General features: G+C 36.2%; 13 protein-coding genes. 3 read left to right on the top strand and 10 right to left on the bottom strand.

Annotated elements, in window-relative coordinates; genetic code table 11:
- Positions 1–152: 152 nt before the first annotated feature.
- The 4 genes from hydF to NE558_RS09835 are packed head-to-tail and all read right to left on the bottom strand — an operon-like array spanning position 153 to position 4,136.
- On the bottom strand, positions 153–1,346 hold the full coding sequence (gene hydF / locus NE558_RS09850) for a [FeFe] hydrogenase H-cluster maturation GTPase HydF (RefSeq protein WP_256149871.1): 1,194 nt from the start codon (positions 1,344–1,346) through the stop codon (positions 153–155).
- 9 nt (positions 1,347–1,355) lie between these two features.
- Complete coding sequence (gene hydG / locus NE558_RS09845; protein ID WP_256149870.1) at positions 1,356–2,774, bottom strand: [FeFe] hydrogenase H-cluster radical SAM maturase HydG; 1,419 nt, start codon at positions 2,772–2,774, stop codon at positions 1,356–1,358.
- A 50-nt stretch (positions 2,775–2,824) separates the two neighbouring features.
- Positions 2,825–3,868 (bottom strand): [FeFe] hydrogenase H-cluster radical SAM maturase HydE, encoded by a 1,044-nt coding sequence (hydE, locus tag NE558_RS09840; protein ID WP_256149869.1) that lies wholly within the window; start codon positions 3,866–3,868, stop codon positions 2,825–2,827.
- Position 3,869: 1 nt separating this feature from the next.
- On the bottom strand, positions 3,870–4,136 hold the full coding sequence (locus tag NE558_RS09835) for a TM1266 family iron-only hydrogenase system putative regulator (protein ID WP_256149868.1): 267 nt from the start codon (positions 4,134–4,136) through the stop codon (positions 3,870–3,872).
- Between the two features lie 436 nt (positions 4,137–4,572).
- On the opposite strand from NE558_RS09835, the gene NE558_RS09830 reads away from it, so the two are divergent.
- Positions 4,573–5,898, top strand: coding sequence for a S41 family peptidase (locus NE558_RS09830; protein ID WP_256149867.1), 1,326 nt, complete (start codon positions 4,573–4,575; stop codon positions 5,896–5,898).
- Positions 5,899–5,940: 42 nt separating this feature from the next.
- Positions 5,941–6,168 (top strand): hypothetical protein, encoded by a 228-nt coding sequence (locus NE558_RS14785; protein ID WP_330643445.1) that lies wholly within the window; start codon positions 5,941–5,943, stop codon positions 6,166–6,168.
- Here NE558_RS14785 and NE558_RS09820 read toward each other — a convergent pair.
- Positions 6,163–7,566, bottom strand: a complete 1,404-nt coding sequence (locus tag NE558_RS09820) for a recombinase family protein (protein ID WP_256149866.1) — start codon at positions 7,564–7,566, stop codon at positions 6,163–6,165. The genes NE558_RS14785 and NE558_RS09820 overlap by 6 nt on opposite strands.
- Before the next feature lie 308 nt (positions 7,567–7,874).
- Between NE558_RS09820 and NE558_RS09815 the strand changes: the two genes are divergently transcribed.
- Positions 7,875–8,048, top strand: coding sequence for a BOW99_gp33 family protein (locus NE558_RS09815; RefSeq protein ID WP_256149865.1), 174 nt, complete (start codon positions 7,875–7,877; stop codon positions 8,046–8,048).
- A 133-nt stretch (positions 8,049–8,181) separates the two neighbouring features.
- On the opposite strand, the gene NE558_RS09810 is transcribed toward NE558_RS09815, so the two are convergent.
- From NE558_RS09810 to NE558_RS09790, 5 genes are read right to left on the bottom strand one after another with little or no spacing between them, the layout of a single operon-like run.
- Positions 8,182–9,546, bottom strand: a complete 1,365-nt coding sequence (locus NE558_RS09810; protein ID WP_256149864.1) for a HAMP domain-containing sensor histidine kinase — start codon at positions 9,544–9,546, stop codon at positions 8,182–8,184.
- Entirely contained in the window at positions 9,537–10,196 is a 660-nt protein-coding gene (locus tag NE558_RS09805) for a response regulator transcription factor (protein WP_256149863.1), read from the bottom strand. Before NE558_RS09805 ends, NE558_RS09810 begins: the two co-directional genes overlap by 10 nt.
- 15 nt (positions 10,197–10,211) lie before the next feature.
- Positions 10,212–10,964 carry a lantibiotic immunity ABC transporter MutG family permease subunit gene (locus NE558_RS09800; protein ID WP_256149862.1) on the bottom strand — a complete coding sequence of 251 codons (753 nt, stop codon included), beginning with the start codon at positions 10,962–10,964 and terminating at the stop codon, positions 10,212–10,214.
- Entirely contained in the window at positions 10,965–11,690 is a 726-nt protein-coding gene (locus tag NE558_RS09795; protein ID WP_256149861.1) for a lantibiotic immunity ABC transporter MutE/EpiE family permease subunit, read from the bottom strand.
- Positions 11,683–12,387, bottom strand: a complete 705-nt coding sequence (locus NE558_RS09790) for a lantibiotic protection ABC transporter ATP-binding protein (RefSeq protein ID WP_256149860.1) — start codon at positions 12,385–12,387, stop codon at positions 11,683–11,685. The genes NE558_RS09795 and NE558_RS09790 overlap by 8 nt, the downstream gene beginning before the upstream one ends.
- Positions 12,388–12,572: the final 185 nt, after the last annotated feature.

The raw sequence follows: 12,572 nt of genomic DNA, 5'->3' as shown, positions 1-12,572 counted from the left end.
ATTTTATCAAGTGAGTTCAAAATGCAAAAGCCAGCGTTTTATAAACGCTGGCTATCATTTTAGGTCAGAATACGTTAATATGCAGTATCAAGATAGGAAGCTATTATTATTAAAAGATTTTGAAATCTCTAGAGATTTTAAAAATATTGGTTTTATTTTGCAAGGAATTCAGGAAACATAGAAATACTTCGTTGCAAAATGCCTTGCATATAGGCAATGAGAATGCCGTAATTTGTAAAAGGAATGTTACTTTCTACTGTGAATTTCTGCCGATATTTCATCTCTCTATCATTTAGCATGCATCCTCCGCAGTGAATAACCAATTGATAACTGCTAAGGTTTTCTGGAAATTCAGTGCCGGATGTAAATTGGAATTCAAAATCTTTTTTGGTGTAGTTTTTTATCCATTGGGGAAGTTTAACCGTTCCAATATCGTCACACTGACGATGGTGAGTACATCCTTCCGAAATAAGAATTTTATCACCATCTTTCAGCATGTCTAATGTTTTCGCGCCATTTACAGCAGTTTTTAAAACGCCTTTATAGCGAGCCATTAGGATAGAAAATGAGGTGAGAAAGATATCCTCAGGTGTTTCAGCATGAATCTTATGAAATACTTGACTATCAGTGATTACAATTTTAGGTTTTAGCCCTATATTTTTTATAGTTTCTGCAAATTCTGTTTCTTTTACAACAATTGAAACAGCACTTGCCTCTAAAATATCCCGAATGGTCTGTTGTTGAGGCAGAATTAACCTACCTTTTGGGGCTGCTTTATCAATGGGCACAACAAGCATGGCATAGTCACAAGGCTTTAAAATATCGCCAACAAGTCGAAGCTTTGGATCCTCCGTTGTGATTCGTTTTGCTATTATTTCTTTTAAAGCATTTATCTGTTCTCCTGTTTTTGCACTTACAGAAATGCTATATTCCTCAGGATTTTTGTAATCAAACAAGTCGCATTTGTTATACACAAGAAGATAAGGAATTTCTTTGCGTTGAAACAGTTGGATCAAAGTTTCATCTTCAGCTGATTTTCCTTCTCTTCCATCCATTACAAGCACAGCGATATCCGTTTTGTTAAGTACTTGTTGTGTTTTTTTTATACGGAGCTCACCTAAGGCGCCTTCATCATCAATACCGGGTGTATCAATCAGCATTACGGGCCCAAGGGGTAGCAGTTCCATTGCTTTATATACAGGGTCGGTGGTCGTTCCTTTTGTGTCAGAAACAATTGCTAAGTTTTGGTTTGAAATAGCATTCAAAATACTGGATTTTCCTGCGTTTCTTTTCCCCAAAAAAGCAATATGAATTCTATTTGCTGCCGGTGTTTCATTTAATCCCATTTGAACCTCCTAAAACCTAAAATCACGGCTTCCATTGCCGATTTTTTCTAGATTTTCAATTACAATCTTTCTTATTTTTTCATTTGGAACGTTGTGAATTTCATCCAAAATCAATTGGTTTCCAAGGTTGCTTGTTTCGCAAGAGGCATAGTCCTCAAGATACTCCTTCAAAGTCATCAAAGCATTGGGATGACAGCAATTCTGAATTTGTCCGCTTTTCAGAAGCTGCATAAAACGATCCCCGGTTCTACCTTCTCTGTAGCAAGCTGTGCAAAAGCTAGGGATGTATCCCAATTCCATTAACCATTTTACAACCTCATCCAGGGTTCTATTATCATTGGGCTGAAACTGAGAAGAATCTTCTTCTTCAGGCTCCGCTGCTGCATAACCGCCGACACTTGTTTTAGAGCCGCCGCTTATTTGTGATACACCAAGATGGAGAACTCTTTCCCTGCATTCCTTGCTCTCACGAGTGGATACAATCATGCCAGTGTAAGGCACACTGATTCTAATGCAAGCTACCAGCTTTGCAAAGGTATCATCATCAATTCCGTTGTCAAAAGTTGAGGGGTCAATGTCATCTGCAGGGCGAATTCTGGGAACACTAATTGTATGAGGGCCAACACCATAAGTGGCTTCTAAATGCTCCGCATGCATGAGTAGGGCAGAAAACTCATAGCGATACAATTCAAGACCAAATAATACCCCAATGCCTACATCATCAATGCCACCTTCCATGGCTCTGTCCATGGCTTCCGTATGGTAAGCATAATCATGCTTTGGACCTGTTGGATGAAGTTTCTCGTAGCTGTCTTTGTGATAGGTTTCCTGAAATAAAATATAGGTGCCTATGCCTGCGTCATTTAATTTTTTATAATTTTCAACGGAAGTTGCCGCAATGTTTACATTTACCCGTCGAATAGCACCATTTTTGTGCTTTACGCTATAAATTGTTTTTATGGACTCCAATATATATTCAATTGGATTATTTATAGGGTCTTCACCTGCTTCAAGGGCAAGCCTTTTGTGTCCCATATCCTGCAAAGCAATGGTTTCACGTCTAATTTCTTCTTGAGTCATTTTTTTTCTGGTGATGTGTTTATTTTTAAGATGGTACGGACAGTATACACATCCGTTTATACAATAATTAGATAAATATAGCGGTGCAAACATGACAATACGATTTCCGTAAAAATCTTTTTTAATTTGTTCAGCCAGCGCATATATTTCTTGATTTTTTTCTTCTATTTGGCAATCCAACAGCACAGCGGCTTCTCTGTGGGTAAGACCTTTTCTCAGTTTGGCTTTCTCAATGATTTTATCAATGAGGTCTATATTGTTTTTATTTTCTTCGGCATAGTTCAGTGATGCCAGCACTTCTTCGTGGCAGATAAATTCTTCTGCTTTGTGTGATTTAGAATTATACATTTTTTTATCCTTTCTTAATTGGGTCAGATATTCTTCCCCGTCAGTTTTATTTATTGCAAAGAAATACAGTCGCCACGGGATACCACAACTTGGTATCCGATGCCTTCCATTCTTTTTTGCATACAAAATCTGCATTCTGCGGCTTCATCGCCGGTGCAGATTTTATTGTCATATAACATATATTTGTTTCTCACTGAAACAGGTGATAGATTGGGCATTACAACATTGCCGCCGGCTAAAATGCCAAGTTCTCTCCCCAAGGGATCAATGGTTCCCAAGGCTGTTGTAGAAGGGAGAAGAACTTCGGGTAATAGCAACCGAATGAGCCCCAGCATAAATAGCGTTAACTCCAAGGAACCTCTTGCTTCGTTTGCAAAAGGTGTTTGGTGATGGGGAATAAAAGGTCCAATACCAACCATATGAGGCTCTAATTCTTTTATAAAAAGTAAATCTTCTACAAGATTGTCCACTGTTTGAAAGGGAGAGCCCACCATAAAGCCAGCCCCAACCTGAAAACCAATTTCCTTTAAATCAAATAGGCATGCCTTTCGACTAGCTAAGGTAAGATTTGCGGGATGCAGCTTATTATAATGTTGTGCGTTGGCTGTTTCATGGCGTAATAGATATCGTTCCGCACCAGCATTAAAAAATGCCAAATAGCTTTCATGGCTTCGTTCTCCAATGGATAAAGTTATGGCACAATCGGGATGCTGTTTTTTAATTGACGTAATGATGTGCACTATTTTTTCATCGGAAAAATGCATATCTTCGCCACCTTGGAGGACGAAAGTTCTAAAACCCAGTTCATATCCGGTTTGGCAACAGTTTAAAATATCTTCTTCTGTTAATCTATATCGTTGTACTTTGGAGTTGCTTTTTCTAATCCCGCAATAATAGCAATCATTTTTGCAGTAATTTGTAAATTCAATGAGCCCTCTCATATAAATATCATTACCGTAATGGGTCATCCGCACCTGACGTGATTTTTCAAAAAGATATTCAGAAAGCTCTGATGTTCTTCCTTCGATAAGAGCCTTAAACTCTGCAGATGTAAGCTCCTGATTTAAATACAATTTATCTATAAGTTCTTTCATGTTATTCCTCTTCTATTTTGGCAGAATACTTTGAATACACCGCTTTGGTGCTCACACCGGGCAGCTTTCCAAGTTTACCTGATAACGTACTGATAATATCATTGGGGGCATCCACAACAACACAAATGATGTTTATATCCTTTTCTTTATAAGGAATGCCCATTCTTCCAATAATATACATCCCGTAGTCATGGAGAATATTGTTTAATTTCTCAACGGAATCAACTTCTTCAACGATAACTCCAATAATTGCAACTCTGGTTTCCATAAGAACAGCTCCTTTTCATTTTTTAGCAAAAAAAATACGCCTAAAGGCGCAGTTTTCCATAAGGAATTATGTGACCGCAAGCCTTTCACCTCATATCCTGTATTTGGTGTCAGTGGTTACTTGTTTAGTATATACGATTTCTGTGTTTTTTACAATGGTTGTGTATCTTTTTATATTTTATTTTAGAACGAAAGAAGGATTGTTTCAAAGAAGGTGAGAGGATTATGAATTTTTGTTAATTAGACTGGAAGAATCTAATAAAACATGTATAATGTTAATATATGGATGAAAAAATCTTTCTCTTCGTTTAAACAAAGGGAGAGAATTTCTATGTGTAAATTAATTACATATTATGAAAAGGGCAAGTAATTCAACTAATGATGGGTTTGTAAAACTAAAACCAGTAATAGCTGGGCACTTGGAAAGGATTGATAGCGTGAAAAGAAAAATAGTCGGAGGGATATTAACCATTGCTGTTAGTTTTTGCCTAATTGGGTGTGAACCACAGCAAGGAGACATCCGAGAGGGAAATAACAGTTTGAATTCTAGCGAAGTTCTGTATGCAGATAAGCTGTTAACAAATGAACAAATGATTTCTGATTATGATAACATGTGGAAGGCCATGAAAGAAAGTTATCCTTTTTGGGGTGTTCTTGCACGAAGCAAGCCGGAAAATCCAAATTATTACGATGCAATTATCTCAGAGTATCGCTCTCAGCTTCTAAATGTTGAGGTGGGGAGTGACGAGTCAATGTTAAAGTTTTTAGACATTGTGGCAAATAGTTTGTATGATGCCTGTGGTACGGTTGGACACGTGAGTATTATCAATCCTAACTACTATAAAGGTTTAGGCGTTTATAAAGATTATGTTGAAGAAATGCCCGAGGTACAGCCGTGGGTTGATGTCATTGAAAAGCCGGAGGTTGCTTCCTTTTATCAATATTGTGATTACTTATTGACACTTTCCCAAGAGGATACGAATGAAGATGAGTCTCAAGGGGAGAAATCAAAGGATCAGCAGGAGGTAGAAAACCAGTCTGCAAGTGGAAATCTGACAACAAAGATTCTTGAAGCAGGAAAAACTGCTTACATCAGGGTGAATTCCTTTGATGATGCCTATATGGAAGATGATTTGCCAAAAATAGAGACTTTTTTAAAGGAAGTTAAAAATTACGAGAATTTAATTATAGACATTCAAGCAAATGGTGGCGGAAATACTGCCTATTGGGAGGAGGCCTTTGTCCGTCCTAATATTGCTGAACCGATCAGCTCTCGCTTGGTACGTTTAATGAAGGATACCGAATTAACACGGCAATTTTACATGGAAGGTTACAAGGATTCCCTATTAAGCTTAGAGGCAGTTAAGAACGACAAGATATTTAAGGAACTGCCTAGGGAGGATTTGGTTGATTTGGCATTTGCAAGGGAATTAAAAGAGACTACGAAACCGAAAGGAAACGAAAAGCTATTTGGTGGGAAAATATGGGTTTTGGTAGGTCCTTCCGTATACTCCTCGGCGGAGGCCTTTGCGGTATTTTGTAAAGACACAGGTTTTGCCACTTTGGTTGGGCAAACGACGGGGGGCTCTGACAGCGGTGGTCCAATCCTATTTGAATTGCCGAATAGCCATCTTTTGATTCAGTTTGATGTGGAATACTGCCTAAACGCCGATGGAAGCTGCAATCAGGAAATGGGGACAGCACCAGATATTGAGGCTGCGGATGCGCTGCAAAAGGTATTAGAATTAATAAAAAGAACATAATGCAAAAACCATTGAGACAATGAATTAAAATGAGAAATGTTTATGTATAAACTGATTCTAGTTATTTTTATAATCTGGCAAATTAGAGATTATTGGAATACTTTCTTTCCCTTTGTGTGGTTGTGGCAATCTACCGTTGCAGGGAACAAAATTGTTAGTAATTATCGCCAGCAAACGCTCTCTTGGCGAGTCAATGATGCGACAGCCAACAATGCCTGCGGCATTACATCCAAATCCCATACACATGGTATAAATAGTTTTGTATTATAATCTCCATTTGATTTGCACATTGTTGCCATCAATTTCAATTCGCTCAATGAGGGTAGCAACCAGCATTCTTTTGGCATCCAAATCAAAGGTTTCAAACTGGGCTTCAAAAGTAATTAAAGAGTCAATGAAAGTAGAAATCACTTCTGATTTGTCCTCTTTGTTGTTCAATGTTTTTAATAGGGCATTTTTTTCTTGAACTAAGGTCTCGACTTTGCTTGTTAATATATCAATGGGTAGGCTTCCTATTTGATACAAATCGATTAACTTGCTTAGCTGTTTGTTTATGCTTTCCAAGCGGGAATGAATTTTTTTCGTATCAATGAAATATTCATTATTTTGTCTTAATGAAGACGTTAGTTGCTGAATCATCTCCTTGTTCTCCACCAGCTCTCTAATGGTTTCCAGAACAAGGAGATCCAATTCTTCAATTTTCCAGTTATCATTTTTGCAGTTAGGGTCAGTAATAAATTTTTCGGAAGATTTGGAGCGAGAATAGCATTTGTAATAGCCATGGTTTGCACTATATCTTGCACCGCAAAAAGAACAGTATATTAAGCTGGATAAAAGGTATCCCCCACGAAATGGAGACTTCTGTGCCGTGGTTTTTCTGTTTTCTCTTTCTTGGCAGTAAAGTAGACGCTGCACCTCTTTATATTGCTCTAAAGAAACAATAGGAGGATGTATTCCGTCATATTCTATACCTTTAAATTGTACCTTGCCAATATAGATGCTGTTTTTTAAAGCATTACGAACCGCTGTCGCCGTCCAGTTTCGATTCTCATATTTACCCTTCATGATTTTTGTGATGGCATTCATGCTTTTGCCTGAGATAAATAAATCATATATTTCCTTAATTTGTATTGCCTGATATTCGTTCACCATCAATTCGCCGTTTACATAATCATATCCATAGGGAGAATTTCCTCCGCCGTGAAAGTAACCGGCTTTTCCGCGGCCGATTCTACCCATTGTAAATCTCTCTGTAATCTGATCTTTTTCCAATTGTGCAAATACCGATAAAATCCCAATCATTGCCCGCCCAAAAGGGGTGGAGGTATCAAAGTTTTCGTTAATGGATACGAAATCTACATTGTTGGCGAGAAACTCGTCCTCTATTAGCATGAGGGTATCTTTTTGACTGCGGCTTAAACGGTCAAGCTTATAAACAATTACCGCATCTATTTCTATTTTTTTAATATCATCCAACATTTGTTTTAAAGCGGGGCGGTTGGTGTTACCCCCTGAGAAGCCACCATCAGTATAAATCTTTATCAAGACCCAGTCTTTTGCTTTGCAGTATGCGGTAAGTCGCTCAATCTGCTGGTCAATGCTATAATTCTCAAGCTGATTATCAGTGGAAACACGGACATAACCAAAAACCATATATTTTTCATGCATGTGGATATCTCCTTTTAACAAACGTTTCAATTTATTTTGCATCACTCCGGAATGATTTTTTTGTTTCATAAGCAGGAGCAGGGGAAAATCGCTGATAGAAACATCTTATAAATAGTAATTTATCAGCGTTAATGAATTGGCTATATAAAACTTTATTACACGTTTAATGAATATAGAAATAACTTTTGTCTTTTATCAACATTGCCTTTTGTGGAAAGTTTTTGGCTTATTGCGAAATACATCTATTTTCTTATGTGAACGAATAGGACAATTTTTTTGTTTCATATGCATAAGCAGGAGGTGTTGTCATGAAGAAACAAAGCACAAAGGGGAAAGGGAAAATTACACATATTATGGCCAATGGCGAAGTGAGAGATAGTGTAGCTGGTTATTTAACCAGCATAGATCAACTGCCGGAACCAGCAAGACGATTACTGACTGATATGATTCAGGGGAAGCACCAAAAAAATGATTCAAATTAAATCAATGGGGGTGTCCCCTAGAGCATTAACCTCTCTTTTGCTGGATTCTCTAGCTTGTTTATTTGACACACAAAAAAAGCCCATGCGCTGATTATAGTACATTGGCTTTTATTCTTACATAGCTTAGTTTATATTAAAAGTGAACTTTTGATATTTTTATACCTACAGTTGCACCTTCTGTATCTATATGATTTTTTAATTCAAGGGTTCCTTGGTGAATTTCAGCTACAGCTTTTGCGAAACTCAGGCCTAAACCATAGTGCTGATTGGTTCGTGAGGTGTCTTCTGTAAAAAATTCTTGTGTTGCCTTTTTTAAGCTTTCTTCTGAAAAGCCCCTTCCTTTATCAGCAATATAGAACATGATATACGCTCCATTTTCCGAAACGGTTAGATCAATTTCAGAGTTGGTTTGGGAATAGCGAACAGCATTATCAATAATATTTATAATAGCTCTTTTCAGCAATGCACCGTCTGCATATATGGTATCGCATTTTACAGTATTGTTTAACATAAATGCTAAACGCTTCGTTTTGCAAAGTGCGACTGACTCAGTAGAAACATCATGAAGGAAATCTGTCAGAGAAATTATATTTTTATCAATGTGTATGGAACGGTTATTTACAACATTCATCAGCAACTCCAAATATTTTTCAATGGTATCTGAGCTTGACTGGATGAAAGAAATCATTTCTTTATCCTCTTTGGAAGAATCACTTTCTGCTAATAATTCAGCATTGCCTTTAATTACAGTTAAGGGTGTTTTAATATCATGAGCCAATGCAGAAAGTTGTGATTTCTTTTGCTGCTCCTTATCCCACTGTTCTTTCAGTGACGCAGCCAATGCAACTTTTAAATCTTCAATGGTATTTAAAACAGTATTAAACTCAAGAATTTGAGTGGGGATAATATCAAAATCCAAATCTTGATTTCCTATTTTTTCGGTGGCAATGATAATAGAATTCAAATTTTGTTTCAACCTTTTGCTGAATTTTGCAGCTGCGATAACTGCAAACAATATGATACATACCAAAAGAAAAAATAACATCAACAGCTCGGGATAAGGAATCATTTTATGAAGCAGGGGATTCCTAAAATGGGCAAGAATATCATATTTAATAATAATGATATTGCCATTATATTGTGATATTTCCTTGTAAAAATCATAGTAAGATTTGTTGCCACTTAACAAATATGATTTTGTTTTTTTCAATTCCCTTTCTGTCATATTGCTTTCAGAAACATCACCATTTACATTTATAACAACATAGCTGCAATAAGGGGGTAAAGCGCTTTTATCAAAAGATTCAACAAAAGTTTCTTCTAATTGATTTATTTTTATATCCGTATAATTCGCTGGTAATATAAAACCGGATTGAAAAGAAACAGAAATAATGACAATCAATGCCAGGATAAACACTATAGTGGCGATGGAAAGTCCAATCAAATGTTCTAAAAATAATCTATATATGGAAATTGTTTTTTTCTTTCTTATTTCCATTTATAGCCCACCCCCCAGACCGTCTCAATGGGACATTCTGCAACATCATTAAATTTACTGCGAATATTTTTAATGTGTACACGAATGGACGAAATATCGCTTTCAGAATCGAAGCCAAATACATTCTCTAATATATTTTCAAGGGAAAAAATCTGGCCTTTATTTCTTGCCAATAGTTCACAAATTTCATATTCACTTTTGGTTAAGTTTATTACGTTGCTCTGAATGGTTACAGTTTTCGCTGATAAATCAAAAACACAATCGTTTAAAATTAAACTCTGATGTCTATCTCTATGTTCTCTGCGTATATGTGCATTGACTCTCGCCCTGAGCTCTGATATGCGAAAAGGCTTTTTGATATAATCATCACCACCCACAGAGAAACCTTGGATAATATCTTGCTCCATTGTTTTGGCCGTTAAAAATAATATTGGACAATCAATTATACTTCTGTATTCTCTGCAAAAGGTGATGCCATCAAGATGAGGCATCATAATATCCAAGAGAATTAAATCAATCTGTTTAAAATCATTTACTGAAACTTCAAAAGCAGAATTTTTCGTTAAAACAACATGTCCATCTCTTGTGAGTGCAGTCTCGATTAGCTTACATATTGCAATATCATCATCAATAACAAGAATATTAGCCATAAAATCTCCTATCTTTTAATCTTCTAATTTTCTACCTTCCCATTTATGAGTGAATAAAAGGAGAGCCATGAGAAAAAGAAAAGTGAAAATGAAAATAAATATTATACCTTGTATCATACCATCAAACTGTAAAAAATCAATATTCCTCAAATTTGATATTAATAATAATTCAGAAACTCTTGCACAGATTCCCCAAGGTAGAAAAGTCCAAATGTCATCTCCCAACCCTGTTAAAAGCAGTGCGGACAAAAGGCTGCCTACAATCCCTAACCCCAAACTGTAGCCTTTGCCTGCGATAAAGCTGATTGTATAGTGCAGTAAATATAAAGGTATCGTGCTGACGGACAAGAGAAGCGCAGTTTTGAAATAAAATAAAAGTTGAAATGTTGTATATCCTAATAGGCTAAAGCCTATTCCAAACCCAACCAATGCAAACAACGACGCACATAAGCCAAAAAAAATAAGCCAAAGCAGTTTCGTGATATGGGGAACGTATTTGGGGGTTGCAGTGGAAAGAAGCATTTGAAAACCGCCTGCTTTTTGTTCGGATTCCGCCAAGATAGAAGTAATGATTCCAATTAATACAGGAAAAACAACAGATAGTATTTGTATATATGCTGATACCTTGGTAATTTCATTCCATGGGGAGAAGGAGTAATACCAAACAAACAATATAATCCCTATCACAGGCACAATGAAATGAATGAGCAACAGGGGAGAATGACATAATTTATATAAATCTGATTTCACATTGTTATAAAAACACATTTATTTTACCTCCCTATGTTGAAACCATACTGTAGTAATAACCGAGAAAAGTAAATACAATGCCACTGTTATGATAATACCCATTAAAATAACTGAGGTATCACCTAAATGATTGCCTGCTTCCAGCGGTAAGCCATTTGGTAAAACTTTGATAATAGGACACATTAATCTGCCAGGAATTGCAAAGGGAACAAACCACAATCTTGTTGGTGCAAAAAAAATTCCAAATCCCATATTGCAAAGCAAACTTAACATAATTGAGAAAAAAGAACCGATTTTTTCACTGATAAACATAAACAGAGGTATTTGCCATGCAAAGGTTAGAAATAGAACAAAACTGGCTATGAAGCAATTCAGAACTGGCATTGATATACCGATGGCTATTCCGACTATAGTTAGCACCATAAAAAAGATTAGATTTGCACTGAAAAGCAAGATTGTATTCATAATTAGCTGTGAAATCCACAGCATTTTTTTGTTGATGGAAACAGAAAATAATCCATGATGATTATGCTTTTTTTCTGCCGAAATAGTAAAGGCTATAATCATGGAAAGGGTACCCGGTAAAATCATTGTATACCACCAGTTAAATGCGCCTTCTACGAAAAAGCGTCCACCCATTAGAACAATGACAAGAGCCACGGCAACCAATGGACTTAACCATAGTAATTTTAGACTAAATCTGTGCTTTTGTTTTAGAAATTCTGCTTTCAAATAATTAACCATTATAATCACCTGACTTTCTTACTACTTCCATAAACAGACTTTCCAAATCCTCATTACTATGGATTGAATCCTGATACCACAGCTTTCCGTTTGCAATAATGCCAATATCATCTGCAATTTGCTCCACTTCGGATAATAAATGGCTTGATAAAATAACAGTCATGCCTTTCTCGGGAAATGATAAAATAAGTTCCCTTAAATCCTGAATTCCAATGGGGTCTAGTCCATTTGTTGGTTCATCAAGGATTAATAGTGTTGGATTATTTAAAAGTGCCATAGCGATACCCAGTCTTTGTTTCATACCCATTGAGAATTGTCCTGCTTTTTTCTTACCTGTTTTTGTAAGCTCAACAATTTCAAGAACCTCTTTTATTCTGCTATCCGGTAAATTATATAGTAAGGCTCTTACTTTGAGATTTTCAAATGCTGTTAGGTTCTCATAAATAGGTGGGGATTCAATGAGAGCACCAATATGCGCCAAGTCTTTTCTAGTCCATGGCTTATTGTTAAAATAGATTTCGCCAGACGACGGGTTCACCATACCTGTTATCATTTTTAGAAATGTGGATTTACCTGCACCATTGGGGCCAAGTAAGCCATAAATACTATTTTTTCTAACGGTAATGGATATACTGTCATTTGCTTTTTGTTTTTTGAAATTTTTACATAAGTTTTCTGTAGTTAATATATTTTCCATTTAAATCCCTCTTTTCCTTGTGATAAATTAAGAATAAGGGATATTTATAAAGAAAGTATAAAGATTGAAAAGTTATCAGAAGTATCTTATAAAAATGCTTAGAACCATTTAATTATATAACAGCATTTCATAATGAAAAGAATCTATTGAAAAAAGAGGGGGAGGGAGAAATACAACTGGTTAGT

Source organism: Anaerotignum propionicum, assembly GCF_024461735.1.
Lineage (GTDB): Bacteria > Bacillota > Clostridia > Lachnospirales > Anaerotignaceae > Chakrabartyella.
Note: the sequence above shows the minus strand (reverse complement) of the source record. Positions and strands in the feature narration are given on the sequence as shown.